The sequence below is a fragment of the Brevundimonas sp. MF30-B genome, assembly GCF_004683885.1.
Classification (GTDB): domain Bacteria; phylum Pseudomonadota; class Alphaproteobacteria; order Caulobacterales; family Caulobacteraceae; genus Brevundimonas.
Genome location: NZ_CP038440.1, coordinates 2,144,895 through 2,162,366, shown reverse-complemented (window position 1 = coordinate 2,162,366; position 17,472 = coordinate 2,144,895). Strand labels below are relative to the sequence as shown.

At 67.7% G+C, this 17,472-nt stretch carries 20 protein-coding genes; 9 read left to right on the top strand and 11 right to left on the bottom strand.

What is annotated here, in order from left to right; all coding sequences use genetic code 11:
* Window positions 1–4 precede the first annotated feature (4 nt).
* The 4 genes from E4M01_RS10950 to E4M01_RS10935 are packed head-to-tail and all read right to left on the bottom strand — an operon-like array spanning window position 5 to window position 3,145.
* A complete protein-coding gene (locus E4M01_RS10950) occupies window positions 5–757 on the bottom strand; it encodes an ABC transporter ATP-binding protein (RefSeq protein WP_245158287.1) in 753 nt (250 codons plus the stop codon).
* Complete coding sequence (locus E4M01_RS10945) at window positions 754–1,734, bottom strand: iron ABC transporter permease (RefSeq protein ID WP_245158288.1); 981 nt, start codon at window positions 1,732–1,734, stop codon at window positions 754–756. Before E4M01_RS10945 ends, E4M01_RS10950 begins: the two co-directional genes overlap by 4 nt.
* Entirely contained in the window at window positions 1,731–2,525 is a 795-nt protein-coding gene (locus E4M01_RS10940; protein WP_245158289.1) for an ABC transporter substrate-binding protein, read from the bottom strand. Before E4M01_RS10940 ends, E4M01_RS10945 begins: the two co-directional genes overlap by 4 nt.
* Complete coding sequence (locus tag E4M01_RS10935) at window positions 2,522–3,145, bottom strand: TetR/AcrR family transcriptional regulator (RefSeq protein ID WP_135064805.1); 624 nt, start codon at window positions 3,143–3,145, stop codon at window positions 2,522–2,524. The genes E4M01_RS10940 and E4M01_RS10935 overlap by 4 nt, the downstream gene beginning before the upstream one ends.
* Before the next feature lie 128 nt (window positions 3,146–3,273).
* On the opposite strand from E4M01_RS10935, the gene E4M01_RS10930 reads away from it, so the two are divergent.
* The 3 genes from E4M01_RS10930 to E4M01_RS10920 are packed head-to-tail and all read left to right on the top strand — an operon-like array spanning window position 3,274 to window position 6,407.
* Window positions 3,274–4,686 (top strand): glycosyltransferase family 2 protein, encoded by a 1,413-nt coding sequence (locus E4M01_RS10930; RefSeq protein WP_245158290.1) that lies wholly within the window; start codon window positions 3,274–3,276, stop codon window positions 4,684–4,686.
* An 18-nt stretch (window positions 4,687–4,704) separates the two neighbouring features.
* Window positions 4,705–5,601 carry a class I SAM-dependent methyltransferase gene (locus E4M01_RS10925; RefSeq protein WP_135064808.1) on the top strand — a complete coding sequence of 299 codons (897 nt, stop codon included), beginning with the start codon at window positions 4,705–4,707 and terminating at the stop codon, window positions 5,599–5,601.
* A complete protein-coding gene (locus E4M01_RS10920; protein ID WP_135064811.1) occupies window positions 5,598–6,407 on the top strand; it encodes an RNA methyltransferase in 810 nt (269 codons plus the stop codon). Before E4M01_RS10925 ends, E4M01_RS10920 begins: the two co-directional genes overlap by 4 nt.
* Before the next feature lie 11 nt (window positions 6,408–6,418).
* On the opposite strand, the gene E4M01_RS10915 is transcribed toward E4M01_RS10920, so the two are convergent.
* The gene (locus tag E4M01_RS10915) at window positions 6,419–8,467 is read right to left on the bottom strand and encodes a lytic transglycosylase domain-containing protein (protein WP_245158291.1); all 2,049 of its coding nucleotides are present in this window, start codon (window positions 8,465–8,467) and stop codon (window positions 6,419–6,421) included.
* Window positions 8,468–8,581: 114 nt separating this feature from the next.
* On the opposite strand from E4M01_RS10915, the gene dapA reads away from it, so the two are divergent.
* Complete coding sequence (gene dapA / locus E4M01_RS10910) at window positions 8,582–9,469, top strand: 4-hydroxy-tetrahydrodipicolinate synthase (RefSeq protein ID WP_135064817.1); 888 nt, start codon at window positions 8,582–8,584, stop codon at window positions 9,467–9,469.
* Window positions 9,469–9,939 (top strand): SsrA-binding protein SmpB, encoded by a 471-nt coding sequence (gene smpB / locus E4M01_RS10905; RefSeq protein WP_135064819.1) that lies wholly within the window; start codon window positions 9,469–9,471, stop codon window positions 9,937–9,939. The genes dapA and smpB overlap by 1 nt, the downstream gene beginning before the upstream one ends.
* Here the strand turns inward: smpB and E4M01_RS10900 are convergent.
* Together E4M01_RS10900 and E4M01_RS10895 are read right to left on the bottom strand one after the other, a co-directional pair.
* A complete protein-coding gene (locus E4M01_RS10900) occupies window positions 9,936–10,670 on the bottom strand; it encodes an arginyltransferase (RefSeq protein WP_135064822.1) in 735 nt (244 codons plus the stop codon). The two genes, smpB and E4M01_RS10900, sit on opposite strands and share 4 nt — an antisense overlap.
* 122 nt (window positions 10,671–10,792) lie before the next feature.
* Complete coding sequence (locus E4M01_RS10895; protein ID WP_135064825.1) at window positions 10,793–11,695, bottom strand: flagellar motor protein MotB; 903 nt, start codon at window positions 11,693–11,695, stop codon at window positions 10,793–10,795.
* Window positions 11,696–11,815: 120 nt separating this feature from the next.
* Here E4M01_RS10895 and E4M01_RS10890 point away from each other — a divergent pair, with 120 nt between their 5' ends.
* Together E4M01_RS10890 and E4M01_RS10885 are read left to right on the top strand one after the other, a co-directional pair.
* Entirely contained in the window at window positions 11,816–12,325 is a 510-nt protein-coding gene (locus tag E4M01_RS10890) for a flavin reductase family protein (RefSeq protein WP_245158292.1), read from the top strand.
* A complete protein-coding gene (locus E4M01_RS10885) occupies window positions 12,322–13,194 on the top strand; it encodes an NAD(P)-dependent oxidoreductase (RefSeq protein WP_135064831.1) in 873 nt (290 codons plus the stop codon). The genes E4M01_RS10890 and E4M01_RS10885 overlap by 4 nt, the downstream gene beginning before the upstream one ends.
* 12 nt (window positions 13,195–13,206) lie before the next feature.
* Here the strand turns inward: E4M01_RS10885 and E4M01_RS10880 are convergent, their stop codons facing one another.
* On the bottom strand, window positions 13,207–15,540 hold the full coding sequence (locus E4M01_RS10880; protein WP_135064834.1) for an ATP-dependent helicase: 2,334 nt from the start codon (window positions 15,538–15,540) through the stop codon (window positions 13,207–13,209).
* Window positions 15,541–15,687: 147 nt separating this feature from the next.
* Here E4M01_RS10880 and E4M01_RS10875 point away from each other — a divergent pair, with 147 nt between their 5' ends.
* A complete protein-coding gene (locus E4M01_RS10875; protein ID WP_135064837.1) occupies window positions 15,688–15,873 on the top strand; it encodes a hypothetical protein in 186 nt (61 codons plus the stop codon).
* 3 nt (window positions 15,874–15,876) lie between these two features.
* Window positions 15,877–16,167, top strand: a complete 291-nt coding sequence (locus tag E4M01_RS10870; protein ID WP_245158293.1) for a hypothetical protein — start codon at window positions 15,877–15,879, stop codon at window positions 16,165–16,167.
* On the opposite strand, the gene E4M01_RS10865 is transcribed toward E4M01_RS10870, so the two are convergent.
* The 3 genes from E4M01_RS10865 to E4M01_RS10855 all read right to left on the bottom strand — a co-directional run bounded on the left by E4M01_RS10865 (window position 16,164) and on the right by E4M01_RS10855 (window position 17,367).
* Window positions 16,164–16,406 (bottom strand): helix-turn-helix domain-containing protein, encoded by a 243-nt coding sequence (locus E4M01_RS10865; RefSeq protein WP_135064840.1) that lies wholly within the window; start codon window positions 16,404–16,406, stop codon window positions 16,164–16,166. The genes E4M01_RS10870 and E4M01_RS10865 overlap by 4 nt on opposite strands.
* A 16-nt stretch (window positions 16,407–16,422) precedes the next feature.
* On the bottom strand, window positions 16,423–16,566 hold the full coding sequence (locus tag E4M01_RS14565) for a hypothetical protein (protein ID WP_245158294.1): 144 nt from the start codon (window positions 16,564–16,566) through the stop codon (window positions 16,423–16,425).
* Between the two features lie 111 nt (window positions 16,567–16,677).
* A complete protein-coding gene (locus E4M01_RS10855) occupies window positions 16,678–17,367 on the bottom strand; it encodes a porin (protein ID WP_135064845.1) in 690 nt (229 codons plus the stop codon).
* Between the last annotated feature and the right edge of the window lie 105 nt (window positions 17,368–17,472).

Genomic DNA, 17,472 nt, shown 5'->3' with positions numbered 1-17,472 from the left:
CCCTCTATCTGCGGCGGGCGGCCAGCAGCGACATGCCAGAGTCGCAAACCCAATGCGCATCCAGGTTGAACGTCGAGCGCAGGACGTCGACCGATAGCGCTTGAGCGGGCGCCGCGTCGGCCACGACGGCGCCGTGGTCCATGACGATGATCCGATCCGCCAGCCCCGCGGCCAAGGTCAGGTCATGACAGGTGAGCAGGACGGCGTCCCCCTGCCTTGCCTTGTCGCGCAGAACTTCGGCCACCAGCAGCTGCGCGTCGGGATCCAGGCCGGCCAGGGGTTCGTCGGCGGCGAGCGCGTCGGCTTCTGACACGAGAGCGCGTGCAAGCAGGACTCGTGCGCGCTCTCCGCCCGACATTTCCGCCACCCCGCGGTCGGCCAGGTGACCAATCTCCAAACGATCTAGTGCGGTATGCGCCCGCGTCAGCGCTGCCCCTCCAGACAGGAAGGGCGCGCCCAGAGCAGCGACTTCGGAGGCCGGGAGATTCCAGGTGATGCGACGTTCCTGAGGAAGATACGCCACGCGTCGGGCGCGTTGGCGCGTCGTCATGGTCCGGATTTCATCGCCGCCGAGCAGCGCTTGTCCCTTGTCGAGGGACAGCAGGCCGACGAGCGCGCGCACCGCGCTGGACTTGCCGGCGCCGTTCGGACCGACCACGGCGACGACCTCGCCTGACCGGACTGCGAAACGCGCATTATCGAGGACACGTCGACCATCAATGCGCGCCGACGCATCGATCAAGCCGAGCGCGGTCACAACCGCCACTCCTTTGCCGCGCGCCATGCGATGAAGGCGAAAAGCGGGGCTCCGACAAGGGCGGTGAAGACGCCAAGCTTGAGCTCCTGTTCCGTAGGAGTGATGCGCGCCAGCAAGTCCGCCCCGGTAAGCATGCAGGCGCCCACCAAAGCTGAAGGCGTCAGAATGCGGCCTGCGTCGCCTCTGACGAGGCCGCGAACCAGATGCGGAGCGGCAAGACCGACAAAGCCGATGACGCCGGACACCGCCACGGCCGCCCCTGCCGCCAAGGTCGCCCCGGCAAGCGCGAGGACGCGGATTCTTCCCATGGCGAGCCCGGACGTCGCGGCCGTCTCCTCGCCCAGAGTCAGCATGCGCAGCCCCGGCGCAGCCGCGCGCGCCAGCAGGCCGGCCGCCGCCAGCAACGGCGCGACCCAAGCCGCATCAGTCCAGCTGCGGTTCTGGACCGAGCCCAGCAACCAGTTCATCACCTCGGCGCTGGCGATCGGAGACGGCGACAGGTTGAATATCAGCGCGGTGGCGGCTCCCGCGAAGGCCGAAAGGGCGACCCCGAACAAAATAAGGGCTTCGGGCGCGCGGACGCGCATCGACACCGCCACTAGAAGCGCGCCAGCCGACCCGGCGCCCAGCAAGGCTGCGCCTTCCACAACGCCCGGCGCGACAGCGGCTCCCGCTACGATCGCCAGGGCCGCCGCCAGAGCCGCAGTCGCGGAGACCCCCAGCACGCCCGGATCCGCCAGCGGATTGCGAAGCAGGCCCTGCAGGACGGCGCCGGCGAGACCCAGCGCCGCGCCGACCAGAGCCGCACAGGCCGCGCGCGGCGCCCGCACCTGCCACATCACCAGTCCGGGCCCGCTCAGAGGATCGGTGAACGCCTGGCGATACTGAGCAAGACTAAGCGGCGCTTCTCCGAAGCTGACGGCGCACACGATCAGTGCGGCAAGGACTGTGGCCAGCAGAAGCGAAAGCCGGCTCATCGGCTGGGGCCTTCGGCCATCATGGCGGTCGCCTCGGCGGCGAACCAAGCGGGGCATGTCAGCAAGGCGGCGGGGAGACGCGCCACCACTCGGCGTTCCGCCAGCCGCCGCGCGACCGGGTGACGGCCAGCGCCGCGCCAGTCGGCGCGCGCCTGGTCGAAGAAGCCCAGTACGAATGCGGCTGGCGGCGCCAGCGCAAGCCTCTCGACGCTGATAGGACTGAAGCCTGCACGTTCTACCTGGTTGATAAGCCGGGCGCCGCGCATCATGGCGTCGATCAGCGTGCCCGGACCCGCAGTGAATCCCCCCGCCGTCAGATAGACCGCCGACCGCTCTTGCGCCCGCGCAGCGCCTGTCAGACGGGCGTCCATCCGCGCGATCAGCACCTCTGCGCGCTCCTCGGCCTCGAGCGCCCGGCCGACGTCACGCAGATTTCGGCGAATGCCCGCGAAGTCCGAAGCGTCCTGGATAGTCACCGTGCGAACGCTCGAGCGCTCCAACGCCGCAAGCATTCTCGCGTCACCCCCCCAATATCGGACCACCACGTCGGGCTCGGCGAGCACGGCGGTCTCGAGCGTGGGGCGCGCCAGGCGATGCCCTGACGTCATTGCGCGCATCTGCGAGTCAGGATCGTCGGCGCGTGGAGAAAGGATCAGCGCCGCATCGGGCCGCAGCGCCAGCACATATTGATCTGCGCACTGGTCCAGCGCCATGACCCGCAAAGGCTCAGCCTGGACAGCCGTCGGGGCGCCGGCAAGCGTGGCCGCGATCGCGAGGACGCAGCGGATCACGACTTAAGCAAACCGTTGAACAGTCCATTCAGCAGGGTGCGGGTCAGGGTGTCGCGGTCCACCCAGTCGAAATAGGGCTTGGTGATCATCAGGGATACGACGCCGTGCGTTCCGGCCCACAAGGCCTGGGCGGTCGGGCGCACCTCCCCCCTCAATCGGCCGGCCGCACCCGCTTCGGCCACGACCGCTTCGAAGGACCGATACAGTTCCGCGCCGATCTCGGCGGCCGCACTGCGCGCCGCATCCGCCTCTTGGGGACGCGTCAGATAGATCAATCGGTAGGCGTTGGGCTGTTCGAAGCCGAACCGAACGTAATCCTCGAGCATCAGCCGCAGCTTCGCCTCGGGCGTCATAGGCTGAGAGAACTGGATCTGGTTGCGGGCTATCAAGGTTTCGAAGGCCTGTCGGCAGATCTCGTGCAGGATTTCGTCTTTGTCGGCGAAATGCATGTAGAGCGCTGTGGACGACAGGCCGACGGCCTCGGCGATCTTGCGTATGGTCGCGCCTTCATAACCGTACTCGACGAAGATGCGTTCGGCCGCCTCAAGAATCTCGGCGCGTCGAGCGTGTCCCTCACCTTTGGGCTTGCGTGCCGAACGGGCAGGGGCGGGGCTCGACACTCTTAATCTCCTCCGGCGGGCCAGCGACCCGATGCCGCATCCATAGCCGGGCCGCGCGCAGAGCCGCAACCGCTTGCCCTGACCGCGCTCACAGCTTAGCGGTTAAGTCGGGCTGGGAGCGGAGAAAAATGCACGGTCGGGTTGAAGTCGTCCAAGCCGCCTTGATCAGCCCTGATCCGAGCGAAAGCGCCTCGCTGCGCGGTCTCACCGGACGCCAGATCGCGGTTCTGTGCATGTTCGTCACCGTGGTCCTAACCCTCTTTTTTGCCGCGCCCTTCGCCCTCGGTCGGGCGATGCTCTACCTGTTGTGGTGCGGGTTCGCGGCCGCCGCCGCATGGCGCGTGGCGCTGTGCCTGGCGAGCTTTCGCCGACCGTCCCCGGCTCCGGAACCCGAGCAATGGCCGCGCTACACCATTATCGCTGCGCTGCATGACGAGGCCGAGGTGGCGCCTCTGCTGATCGAAGCCCTCACGCAGATCGACTATCCGGCCGATCGCCTAGAGGGCTTCATCGTGCTGGAAGAGCATGACGCCGCGACGCTTGCCGCCGTTCTGGCCGAACAGCGGCCGGATTGGCTGTCCGTGCAGGTAGTGCCTCCGGGCGGCCCCTGCACCAAGCCGCGTGCTCTCAATCACGCCTTGGCCAGGTCATCTGGGGAACTGGTCACCATCTATGATGCCGAGGATGATCCCGACCCGCAGCAACTGCGTGAGGCGGCGGGACGCTTCATGGCCGAACCCGATCTTGTGGCGCTCCAGGCGCCTTTGCGGATTCGCCGACGCGCCAAGAGCCCTTCGACATTCGTGGACCGCCAGTTTGCAGCGGAGTACGCCGGGCTGTTCGAAGTCGCTCTTCCCGGCATGGCCGCGCTGGGCCTGCCGTTTCCCTTGGGTGGAACGAGCAATCATGTCCGCGTCGACGCTCTGAGAGCGGCCGGCGGATGGGATCCTTTCAACGTGACTGAGGACGCTGATCTCGGCTTTCGGCTATGGCGACGCGGCGGACGTTTGGGCGTCATCACTCGCCCCACCTACGAGACGCCGCCCGACGGCCTGCACGCGTGGCTGCCCCAGCGCACCCGGTGGCTCAAGGGATATCTCCAGACCGTTGGGGTGCACACTCGTCGCTTGAACGGTCTGGGGGCGAGGGGGCTTCTCGGACTCATCGCCACCCTTGGCATGGCCGTCGCATCGGCGATCACGCATGGGCCGGCTCTGGCCTGGTTGACGGCCGCCCTCCTGGTTCCGTTGGCGGCGGGTCTCTCGCCCTTGGTGCCTGTGGAGGCGATGATCGTGCTCGCGCTGGGATCAGGCGCAGCCTGGCTGACGTGCAAGCTGGGGGCCGTGCGGGCGGGGGCGCGCTACGGGATCCGGGATATGCTGCAGGCGCCGCTTTACTGGGCGCTCACGAGCCTAGCGATGGTTCACGCAACCGTTCGCGTGGTCACTGAACCGCATGCTTGGGACAAGACGCCGCATCGCGCCGACCGGGATCACGGCGAACCTGAGATTCAGCCCAGTGCTGGACGGCAGGCGGCCTGAGCGCCTATCGAGGCGGCCATGTCCAACCGTCTCGCCGCCCAGCCCCAGGTCCTGATGACGCGCGCCTGGCCCGACTACGCCCTGCTGGACAGCGGCCATGGCCGCAAGCTGGAGCGGTACGGTCCCCATACGGTCGTGCGACCCGAGCCTCAGTGCGTCTGGGCGCCGCGCGATCCAGTTGCCTTCGACGCCGCCCACGCCGTATTCGATCCGCAGGACGAGGACGACGGCGGCCGCTGGCGCTTCTCCGGCCGGTCGGTAGAGACCTTCCCGCTGGCGTGGCGCGACGTGCGCTTCACCGGCCGCTTCACCCCCTTCCGCCACCTCGCCTTTTTCCCGGAGCAGGCCGCCAACTGGGAGTGGTTGGACCAGCGCATCCGGGGACTGAAGCGGCCGCGCGTGCTGAACCTGTTCGGCTACACCGGCGTCGCCAGCCTGGCCTGCGCAGCGGCCGGCGCCGAGGTCACCCACGTCGACGCGTCGAAAAAGTCGGTGAACTACGCGCGCGAGAACGCTGAACAGTCCGGCCTGTCGGACCGCCCCATTCGCTGGATCGTAGAGGATGCGCGGAAATACGTGGCGCGCGAGGTGCGCCGCGGTTCGAAGTACGACGGCATCATCCTGGATCCGCCCAAGTACGGTCGGGGTCCCACAGGCGAGGTCTGGCGCCTGTTCGAGGACCTGCCCGGCCTGCTGGCGGATTGCGCCGCCTTGTTGTCCGACAATGCGGACTTTCTGCTGTTGAACGCCTACGCCGCGCGCATATCGGGCCTGTCACTAGCGCACCTGATGGACGAGGCGACGGCAGGGCGCGGCGGGCGCATCGAATGGGGCGAGCTGGCGCTGAGCGAGGATGGGGCTGACGCGCGCGCCATCGGCCTCAGCTTCTTCTCGCGCTGGGAGGCCGTGCGATGAGCGAGCGGCTGATCACATCCCTGACCAACGACACGGTCAAGGCCGTGCGCGCCCTGCATATGCGTAAAGGCCGCGAGGCGACCGGCCAGTTCCTGGCCGAAGGGCTGAAGTTCATCGGCGAGGCCCTTGATCAGGGCCGCGCCCCGCGCCTGCTGCTGGTCGGCCAGGACGCACGTCCACACCCGCTGCTGGACCGCGCCCGCCAGGAGACGCTCAAGGCCGGCGGCGAGATCGTGATCGTCACCTTTCCGATCCTGGAGAAGATCAGCCGTCGAGAAAACCCCCAGACGGTGCTGGGCGTGTTCGACCAGGCCTTCACGCCTCTGGACGCGATCGAGGCCGACAGCGCCCCGGCTTGGATCGCGTTGGAGCAGGTGCGCGACCCCGGCAATCTGGGAACCATCGTGCGCACGGCCGACGCGGCGGGCTGCGGCGGGGTCATTCTGATCGGCGACTGCGTCGATCCGTTTTCGGTCGAGGCGGTGCGGGCGACGATGGGATCGGTATTCGCCGTCGCCATTTGCCGGACCTCGGTCGAGGACTTTCTGGCGTGGCGCGCCAAATGGCCCGGTTCGGTCGTCGGCACGCGCCTGGACGCCACCGTCGGCTATCGCGAGGCCGAAATCGCTCACCCTGCGCTGATCCTGATGGGCAACGAGCAGGCTGGCCTGACTGATCGCCTGGCCGCCGCCTGTGATGTCAACGTCAAGGTTCCCATGCGAGGACGCGCCGACAGCCTGAACCTGGCCATAGCCACGGGGATCATGGCCTATTCGGTCACCGACGCCGCTCCGGCTTCTGCGTAGCGACCTAAGGATTACTGATAGGGTTGAGGCCCGGCGTTGGGCGAGGCGCCGCGCGACAGATCGCTCGACAGGGTCAGAGGGGCCGAGCCGCCGTTCAGGCGGGCGCGATAGACCTGCATGTTCTCCATCACCCGCATCATGTAGTTGCGCGTCTCGGTGAAAGGCGCGCATTCGATGAAGTCGATGGGGTCGACGCCGTTGGCGCCGCCACGCGGATCGCCGCAACGGATGGGCCAGTCACGCGCCCGGCCCGGCCCGGCGTTGTAGCCTACCGTGGCCAGCAGCATCGAGCCGCCGAAATTATTGGTCAGCTCGGCCAGGTGATAGCTGCCCAGCGTCATGTTGTAGTCCGGGTCCCACAGTCGGTCGGCCGAATAGGACAGGCCCATGCGCCGCGCGACCGCCTGCGCCGTGGCCGGCAGGAACTGCATCATGCCGCGCGCGTCGGCGCTGGAGCGCGCCATGGGATCGAAGCTCGATTCCTGGCGAGTGATGGCCAGGCTGAATTCGACCGGCGCCGCGCCCTGGACGGGGGGCGGCAGGCGCAGGGGATACTGGCGCTCGGGCAGCAGGAAGCCGCGCTGGCTGGCGGCCCGGCCCACCATCATCGAGCCGAACTGATCGCCCGACAGCCGAACCAGATCCATCAGCTGGGCCAGGTCCGACGGGCGCTCAAGCCGGTCGTCCAGGTGATAGGCAAAGACCCGGACCAGCGCCTGCTCGCCCGACTGAGCCAGGATGCGGGTGGCGCGCACGACCTCGTTGTTCTCGAAGCGGGCGATGTCGCTGTCCATCGGGTCCGGTTCGCCGGGCAGGGTCAGGGTGGTCATCCCGGCCTTTTCCGCCGCCAGCTGGCCGTAGAAGGTCTGAATGTGCTCGGCGCCCGCGCGATAGAAGCCTTGCGCCGCGGCCTGGTCATTGCGCGCCTCGGCCGCGCGGCCCAGCCAGTAGAGGGCGCGACCCTGAGTGATCGGCGTCGATGAGGCCTGGCGCAGGTTCTCGAAATGCCGCGCCGCCGCCCCCGGATCGTTCAGCTTGGTCAGGGCCACCCAGCCGGCGAAGAACTCGCCGTCCACCATGCGGTCGCCGCCGGGGAAGCCATGGCCGTTGAAGGCGTCGTAGGCGGCGCGCCAGTTGCGGGCTTGCAAGGCGTCGAGGAAGTAGTTGCGCCGTTCGCTCCACAGCGTGTTCTGGCCCTCCGAATGGCTGGGCGCCGAGGGCAGGGCGGACAGAAGGGCGAATCCCTCTGACTGACGACCGGCCGAACGCAGCAGCCGCACGCGCTCCAGAGCCACGGCCGGATCCGTCGCCTGGGCAGGCGTCAGGCCGGCCACGATGGCGTCGGGGGAATAGGCGGTGCGAAGCGCCAGCACGGCGTTCGCCACAGCCTGGCGGTCGGCGGGCGCCATGGCGATCACGGCGCGCGTGGCCGGACCATGCGGCCCCAGCAACAGCATGTTCAGCCGCGTGACGTGATCGTCCTGAGTCAGCCATCCACCGAACTGCGTCAGCACGCGGGTCTGCTGCGCCTCCTCGAAGGACCGCGTGCGCCACCAGTCGCGAACCAGGGCGCGGGCCTCTTCGCGACGGCCGCGCTGATCCATGGCCGAGGCCAAGGCGATCATCCCCTCGGCCGTCGTTGGGGCCGTGTCGCGGAACAGGGCGAGCGCTGCATCGGAGCCGGCGCCTGCGCGGTCCAGCGCCCGTTCGGTGGCGGCCATGCGGCTGTCGCTGCGCGGCCAATCGCCATAGGCCTGAGCCGCCTGAGCCAGTTCGGCGTAGGACAGCTGAGCTGCGGACGTGTCGATCAGGGCCCATTCGACCAGCTTGCGCGTCGTCGGATCGCCGATCTGAGCCATGGTGGCCTGGGCGCCGATAACGTCGCGGGCGCGCGCCTGCGTCAGACCCTGGCGAAACAGGGCGGCGTCCTGCGCCGAAATCACCGAGCCGGCGGTCGCGGACTGCGCATAGGGCGTGGCCTGGCTGTTGAGTGAGCCGGTCTGGTCAGCAGGCGTCGACGAGAGAATCGCCAGGGCGGCGGCCAGGGTGGTCGCTGTCATGATAAGCTTGATCCTCATTCATCCCGGTTGCGGCGGGCGGGTCGGCGACCTACCCTTTCCCGTCTTGAAAACGGCGTCCCCACGCCAGTTCGCGCGCAGGCATCTAGTTCCCAAATGACGGCACCCTTGTTCAAGGGCGTGATCACCGCCCTGATCACACCTCTTCGTGATGGAAATGTGGACGAGGCGGCGTTCGATCGCCTGCTGGAGCGTCAGATCGCCGCCGGCGTGCACGGCGTCGTGCCGATGGGCACCACCGGCGAGAGCGCCAGCCTGACGCTGGATGAGCACAAGAGGGTCGTGGAGCGCTGCGTCACGGTCGCCGCCGGTCGGGTTCGGGTCATCGCCGGCGCCGGCGCCTCGGCGACCGACAAGGCCATCGACCTGGCCCGCTTCGCCAAGACGGCGGGGGCGGACGGCACGCTGGTCGTGACGCCCTATTACAATCGGCCCTCGCAGGCGGGGCTGGAGGCGCACTTCCGCGCCGTGGCCGACGCCGTTCAGATTCCCATGCTGCTTTACAATGTACCGGGGCGGACGGGTGTGGACCTGGCCAATGAGACCGTGGCCGCGCTGGCCGATCACCCCAATGTCGTCGGGATCAAGGACGCGACTGGCGACCTGGGTCGCGTCAGCTGGATGCACAACTACGTCGCCTCTGACTTCGCCCTGATTTCAGGCGATGACCCAAGCTGGCTGGGGTATCTGGCCCAAGGCGGCCACGGCGTGATCTCGGTCACGTCCAATGTCGCGCCGGAAGGCATGGTGGCGCTGTATGACGCGCTTCAGGCCGGCGACCTGGCCTTGGCCCGCACCTGGCAGGATCGGCTGATCGGCCTGCACAAGGGGCTGTTCCTGGACAACAGCCCGTCGCCGACCAAGTTCGCCCTTTCGCGGCTGGGCCTGTGCGGCGAAGAGGTGCGTCTGCCGCTGGCGCCGACGCGCGAGGCCGTGCGTCCCGACATTGAGCGCGCCATGGCTGACGCTGGCGTGGTGGGCTGATGGCCGCCGAGAAACCTAAGTCCAAGACGATCGCCGAGAACCGACGCGCGCGCTTCGACTACTTCCTGGAAGACAACCTCGAGGCCGGCATCCAACTGCTGGGCACCGAGATCAAGGCGCTGCGCGACGGCCGGGCCAACATCGCCGAGAGCTATGCGGCGGTGGAGGGACGCGAGATCGTGCTCGTGAACGCCGACATCCCGCCCTACAAACAGGCCAACCGCTTCAATCACGAGCCTCGGCGGCACCGCAAGCTGCTGCTGCACAGGAAGCAGATCGACAAGCTGATCGGCGCGGTCCAGCGCGAGGGCCGGACCATCATTCCGGTGCGGCTGTATCTGAACGAGTCCGGCAAGGCCAAGCTCGAGATCGCGCTCGCTAAGGGCAAGAAGAACCACGACAAACGCGAGACCGAAGCGGCCCGCGACTGGCAGCGCGACAAGGCGCGGCTGATGCGTGAGAAGGGCTAGGGCAGACGCTGCCAGCCCAGGGGCCGCAGGGCCTCAAGCGGTCTGAAGGCGGCCTTGTAGTCCATCTTCATCGAGCCCTGGACCCAATAGCCCAGATAGACATAGGGCAGGCCGACCGTGGCCGCCTGGCGCACATGGTCCAGGATGGCGAAGCGGCCGGGGCTGCGCGCCTCCAGCGCTGGGTCGAAGAAGCTGTACACCATCGACAAGCCGTCCCCGAGCAGATCGGTCAGGCACACGCCCGCCAGATCGCCTGGTCCGCCGTCCGGCGAAGGCAGGCGATATTCGATCAGATGCGTTCGCACAGCCGTGTCCTCGACCATGGCGACATAGTCCAGCCAGCCCATCTCGCTCATTCCACCCTCGGGGTGGCGGGCGTGCAGATAGCGACGCAGCAGTTCGTACTGTTCGACCGTCGCCTCGGCCTCGACCAGGTCGCGCGACAGATCGGCGTTGCGCGCCAGCACCCGGCGCTGCGAGCGCGAAAAGGCGAAGTCAGCCACGGGCAGCCGCACCGAGACACAGGCGTCGCAGGTTTCGCAGGCGGGGCGATAGGCGATGTTCTGGCTGCGGCGGAACCCGGCGTTGGTCAGCTGGTCGTTGACGTGCGGGCCGTCGTGGAAGGGCAGGTTGGCGAACACCTTGCGCTCGAACTGACCCGGGAGATACGGGCAAGGCGCGGCCGCGGTCATGAAGAAGCGAAGCTGGCGGCTGGGAACGTGCTGGGTCACGGGCGCAGCTTCCGCATTCCATTTCGCCGACAGTGTGGCCGCGCGTTAATCATGGCCGGATTAGGCGTCAGGCCGCGCCGCGCCGCAAGGGGGCGGGGGCTCGCCAGTCTTGCGGAGCAGGCTCACAGGCTGGTGTCGCGCGGCAGAACCGGCGCCTCGCGCAGCAGCACGATGGCGATGCGGCGATTGCCGGCCAGGCTCGGGTCGTCGGGGTACAGCGGGTCGGACCCCGCCTTGCCGGACACCTGATACACGCGGTCCGGATCCACGCCCGCGCCTTGAAGAATCTGGCGAGACGCATCCGCGCGCTGGGCCGACAGCGGCCAGTCTCCGGGGGCGGAGGCTCGGCTCGAGCCGGCGACGGCGGAGGTGTGACCGGTGACCGAGATGCGGTTCGGCAGCTGATTGACCACTCGCGCAACCGCCCGTAGCAGCAGCTGAGCGCGCGCGTTGGGCCGGGCCGAGTTCATGTCGAACATCGAGCGCCCTTCCTGATCGACCAACTGGATGCGCAGACCCTCGGGTGTCTGATCGATGATCAGTTGTTTCGACAGCTCGGCCAGCTCGGGCATGGACTGCATGGCTTGGCGCAGCGATTCCGCGGCCGAGGCGAAGTCGGCGGCCTCGCGGCGTGCGATCTCGTCACGCAGATCCTGCTCCGAGGCGGCGGCGAGGTTGGAGCTCTGACCAGCGTCCGGCGGCGCGTCCGGGGGGGCCTCCGGCGCCAGCTGGCTGAACACCGACATGGAGCCCGCGCCCTTGGCGCCGGCGTCGCCCAGCGCCGTGCCGCCCAGAATGCCGCCCGACCCGGACGTTGTCTGGCTGACGCTAGCGGGGGCGAAGTATTCGGCGATGCCGCGCTTCTGCTCCGGATCGGTGGTGTTAATCAGCCACATCAGCAGGAAGAAAGCCATCATCGCGGTCACGAAGTCCGCATAGGCCACCTTCCACGCGCCGCCATGGTGGCCGTGCCCGGCCACCTTCTTGACCTTCTTGATCATGATGGGACGGTCAGAGACCGACATGGGCGACCCTAGCGTAAGAAATATCCGTAAACCCTGATCCCACGCCCGCCTTAAGGATGGGTTTCAAAACAGGACGGCGGACGGCTTGCCGAGCCGGCGGCGACGGCCTAGGTGCGGCAGGTGACCGACGATCAGACCGCCCCCTTTGACGTGCGCGCCTATCGCCGGGCGCTGGGCGGTTTCGCCACCGGCGTCTGCGTGGTCACCGCCCATACGGCTGAGGGGCCGTTCGGCATCACTGTGAACTCCTTCACCTCGGTCTCGCTGGACCCGCCGCTGATCCTGTGGTGCCTCGATGTGGCCTCTGACCGCCATGACGCCTTCGCCGGCGCTGAACGCTTTGCCGTCCATGTGCTGCCCGTCGAAGACCGCGAGATGTCGGACCGGTTCGCCTGGGGAGTCTGCCGCCTGTCGGAAGACGAGTTCGAAGTCGGAGATCCCGCGCCGCCGCGCCTGAAGAACGCCCTGACCCGGCTGGACTGTCTGACGTACGAGCGCATTCCGATGGGCGATCACCTGATCATCGTCGGAAGGGTCGGCGCCTATGAAACCACCGAGTGCGGCGACGCCCTGATCTATTTCCGCGGAGCCTACGGCCGCGTTGCTTCGCCAGAGAAGGGGTCAACATGAAGATCGGTTTCGCAGGCCTGGGCGTCATGGGTGCGCCGATGGCGCGGCGCCTGGTGACGGCGGGCCACGACGTCGACGGGTTCAATCGATCGCCTGAGAAGTCGCGTGCCTGGTCCGAGGCGACCGGCGGGCGTTTCGCCGGGACGGTGGCGGACGCGGCCGATGGCGCCGAGTTGTTCATCCTGTGCGTGGGCAACGACGACGACGTCCGCGACGTGGTGGAGCAGGCCCTGCCGGCGCTGGCGAGCGGGGCAGTGATCGTCGATCACACCACGACCTCGGCCAAGATCGCGCGCGAAATGGCCGGGCGGGCCGGCGAAGGCGGTCGGCATTTCATCGATGCGCCGGTTTCCGGCGGTCAGGCCGGCGCTGAGAACGGCCAGCTCAGCGTCATGGCCGGCGGCGACGCCGAGGCGCTGGACCGCGCGCGGCCGGCGCTGGAAGCCTATTCCAAGGCGATCAAGCACATGGGGCCGTCGGGCGCCGGGCAGCTGACCAAGATGGTCAACCAGATCTGCATCGCCGGCGTGGTCCAGGGCCTGGCCGAGGCGGTGCACTTCGCCGCGCAGGCCGGGCTTGATCCGACCGCCGTTTATGACGCCGTGTCCAAGGGCGCAGCGCAAAGCTGGCAGATGGACAACCGCTGGGCCACCATGGCTCGGGGCGAGTTCGACTTCGGCTTCGCGGTCGACTGGATGCGCAAGGACCTGGGCCTGGTGCTGGACGAGGCGCGCTCCAACGGGTCGCACCTGGCGCTCACGGCCCTGGTGGATCAGTTCTATTCCGAGGTGCAGTCGGCGGGCGGAGGACGATGGGACACCTCCAGTCTCGCGGCGCGACTTGCACGGCCCCAGCGAGGCGGATCGTAGCAGGGTCGCAGTTCACTGCTTCTCTACAAAGGTGTCGATGACCTTCTTCTCGCCGGCCTTGTCGAAGGCGACGATCAGCTTGTTGCCCTCCACCCCGCGCACGGCGCCGTAGCCGAACTTCTGATGGAAGACGCGGTCGCCGCGCTTCCATCCCGAGCCGGCCTTGGGATCGGCCGTGGCGACGAGGCGGCCGTCCCCCTCGATCAGGGTGTGCCGGGCCTGGGCCGTGCCTGAGCTGGACCGCGGCGTCTGGGCCGAGGCGAAGGCCTGGCCGCGCTTCCAGCCGGGCGATGAATAGCCCGAGCCAAAGGACGGGGCCTCGTCCCAGCGGCTCTTGGCCTCCTTCATGCCGGTCGAAGCGCCGTAATAGCCGGTGTCGGACTGGGCCTCGACATTTGCGATGGGCAGTTCGTCGACGAAGCGGCTGGGCAACTGTGAGGTCCAGCGCCCATAGACCAGACGGTTGGCGGCGAAGCTGATGCGGGCGTCCTCGCGGGCGCGGGTGACGCCGACGTAGGCGAGGCGGCGTTCCTCCTCCAGACCCTTTTCGCCCTTCTCGTCGATGGAGCGCTGGCTTGGGAAGACGCCTTCCTCCCAGCCGGGCAGGAAGACCAGCGGGAACTCCAGCCCCTTGGCGCCGTGCAGGGTCATGATCTGCACGGAATCCGCGCTCTCGCCGCGGTCCAGGTCCATGACCAGCGAGACGTGTTCCAGATAGGCCTGCAGCGTGTCGAACTGCTGCATCGACTGGACCAGCTCTTTCAGGTTGTCGAGCCGGGTCTGGCCGCTGGTGCGGTCGGCCTTCTGCATGTCGGTGTAGCCGCTTTCCTCCAGCACCGTCTCCAGCAGCTGCCAGTGGGTGGTGTCGGCGGCCAGAGCGCGCCAGCGGTCGAGATCGCGCACGAAATTCGACAGGGCGGTGCGGGTGCGGGCCTGCAGCTCGTCGGAGCCGATCAGCTGACGCACAGCCGTCATGGCCGAGACGCCGCCGACGCGGGCGATGTGCAGAATTTTCTGCACCGAGGTGTCGCCAATGCCGCGCTTGGGCACATTGACGATGCGCTCGAACGCCAGATCGTCGTCCTCGGACTGAACCAAGCGCAGATAGGCATGGGCGTCGCGGATCTCGGCGCGTTCGAAGAAGCGCGGTCCGCCGATGACGGTGTAGGGGATCGCCAGCATGACGAAGCGTTCTTCGAACGCGCGCATCTGGAACGAGGCGCGCACCAGTACGGCCATGTCGCCGTAGCGCCGGCCCTGTTTCCGGGCGGTCTCTATCTCGTCGGCGATCAGCCGCGCCTCGGCGTCGCCGTCCCACAGACCGCGCACGCGGACCTTGTCGCCGCCCTCGGCCTCGGTCCACAGCGTCTTGCCCAATCGGTCGCGATTGGCCGCGATCAGGCCGGAGGCGGCGCCCAGGATGTGGCTGGTCGAGCGGTAGTTGCGCTCAAGCTTGACGATCTTGGCGCCCGGAAAGTCCCGCTCGAAGCGCAGGATGTTGTCCACCTCGGCTCCGCGCCAGCCGTAGATGGACTGGTCGTCGTCCCCGACGCAGCAGACGTTGCCCGTGGACGCGGTCAGCAGCCGCAGCCACAGATATTGGGCGACGTTGGTGTCCTGATACTCGTCCACCAGAATGTATTTGAACCGCCGCCGATATTCCTCAGCCAGATCTGCGTGTTGCGACAGGATCGTGAGGTTGTGAAGTAAGAGATCGCCGAAGTCGCAGGCGTTCAGCGCGCGAAGACGGGCCTGATAGGCGCCGTACAGCGACTGGCCCTTGCCGTTGGCGAAATCCTCGCCGGGCGGCAGCTTCTCGGGCGTCCAGCCGCGGTTCTTCCAGTGGTCGATCAGCCCGGCCAGCGAGCGCGGCGTCCAGCGCTTTGTGTCGATGTTGGCGGCTTCCAGCAGCTGTTTCAGCAGCCGCTCCTGGTCGTCGGTGTCCAGAATGGTGAAGCTGGATTTCAGCCCCACCAGTTCGGCGTGGCGACGCAGGATCTGCGCGGCGATCGAGTGGAAGGTGCCCAGCCACCGCAGGCCCTCTGCCGAGGGGCCGATCAGGGCCGTGATCCGCTCGCGCATCTCGCGCGCGGCCTTGTTGGTGAATGTGACGGCCAGCAGCTCCCACGGGCGTGCGCGGCCTGTGGCCAGGATGTGCGCCAACCGGGTCGTAAGCACCCGCGTCTTGCCCGTGCCGGCGCCGGCCAGCACCAGCACCGGGCCCTCGGTCGTCTCGACCGCCAGCCGCTGCTCCGGATTCAGTCCAGACAGATAGTCTTGCCCCTCGCCGGCGGGCGGCCGGGCGCGGGCGAGGTCAGAGATGCGGGGAGCAGGCAGGTCGGTCAAAAGCGGTCTCTATCGGAATCGAAAGGAGAACATAAGCAGCACGACGGCCAAAGTCAGGCCGCTTGTCTCTGGGGCGGCCCGAACAAGCGGAACCGTATTCCGGCGCTGTCGTTTCGGCAGCGTCAATCACTGGGAGGAGAAACCCTTATGGCCGAGAACTCGAGCGGCGGCGGCAACGCCGGCCTGGCCTTCATCGTCGGTGGTCTGCTGGTCGTGGTGGCCATTGTGGCGTGGTTCGTATTCGCCCGCGGCGGTGCGCCCGAGACCAAGCAGGTGGATGTGGATGTGAGCCTGCCGGAAGTGTCGGCGCCGGCCGCGCCGGGCGGGAACTAACCCATGACGGATCCCAACCTGCCGCCCCGTGAGCCGGATCGCGTCGTGCACCAGACTACGGTTCACACCACCGCGCCCGAAAAGAAGAGCGGGAGCGGCGCCCTGGCCTTCATCATCGGCGGCTTGGTGGTCGCCGTGGCGGTGATCGCCTTCCTGGTTTGGCGCGGCTCCGTGCCCGCGCCGATGGAGGCCGCGCCCAGCGAGATCAACGTCGATGTCGATCTCCCGCGGCCTGAGCTCCCAACGGTCAATCCGCCCACGGTGCCCACGCCCAGCCCGGCGCCGGCCAACTAATAGGTCGGTGTGTCCGAGTTCAGCGCCCACACGGGCAGGTGAAGCACGCGCGTCGCCGCCTCCACGTGGGCGCTGTCCAGCCTCAGCCGACCCGCCTCGACGAGGCGGAGTTCGGCGGGGCTGAGGCCGATCTGCCGGCTAAGCTCCTCGAGCTCCATCCCGCGTTCAGTCCGCCAGCGTCGGAGCCGGCCGCCCATGGCGACCTGCTCGGGATCCGAAGCGGGCAGATCGACAATCATCGCCGGAGCGTGTGCGTCATGCGGCGTCGTTCTCCGACGCCTTGGCTTCGGCATCGCCCTGAGGCTCGACCCAGGATTCCTGGCATCGCTTTCGCAGGGCCGAGGTGATCGTCGAGCCGTAGAGCGAATCCTGAATTCGGTCGTAGCCTTCGTTCTTCAAGGCTTGCTTGACATCGCCGACTGTGCGGCAGGATCCGCTTTCAGCGAGTTGGTAGGCGCGTTCGAGGGTCGTGGCACGAAAAGTCATACGGCCAAGATAGGGACTGCAGCCTCAGAAATAAACGCTCACCCCGGCCACAAGGGCGTCATCGTACTGGCGGCCCATGTCGTCGATGTTGGTCGAGTGGTAGCGAACGTCCAACTCTACGTCACGTGTGAAGGCGTAGGTCACGCCCGCATTCCAGCCTGTGTAGTCGGGAGCATTGTCCTGTTCGCGACGGCCGATGGCGACCGTGCCGCCCAGCTTGTCAGTGAAGTCCCAGCCCACCCGCGCCTCGACCCAGGTCCAGGCCTCGGTAGAGCCGCCGCCGTCGGGCGAGTGCTGAAGCTGCAGCCGCGCCTTGGCCGGGCCGATGGCGCGCGAGACGTTGGCCGTGAACTCCCAATAGTCGTCGTCATAGCCGGCGTCGGCGCCCAGCCGCCATTTGTGCGTGGCGCTTACGTCGAGGTCGAAGCCGGCCGCCTGGGGGCGGATCCCCGCGGTAAAATCCGCCTCGAGCCTTGATCCGCCGGCCTCGATTGTCTCGACGCCAGGCGACACATAGAACAGCCCGTCGGCGCTGCTCCATTCCGCGAGAGCCCACACATAGGGCTCGCCGTTCGATTTGGAGGCATCCTTGGAGCGGTTGTCGGTCGCGGCTCCGGCGCCGAAGGTCCAACCTCCCGCTGACGGGTTGTCCTGAGCCCAGGCTGGCGCGGCGATCACGGCGATGGCGGCAGCGAGGATGGACGTGCGAAGCATGAGAGGCCTTTCGATGGTTTCCAGGCGTCTTTAGGTCCAAATCCACTGGGAAGCGATGGCCGATAGCCATAAGAATCTTGTGGACGACGACGCAGATGGACCTGA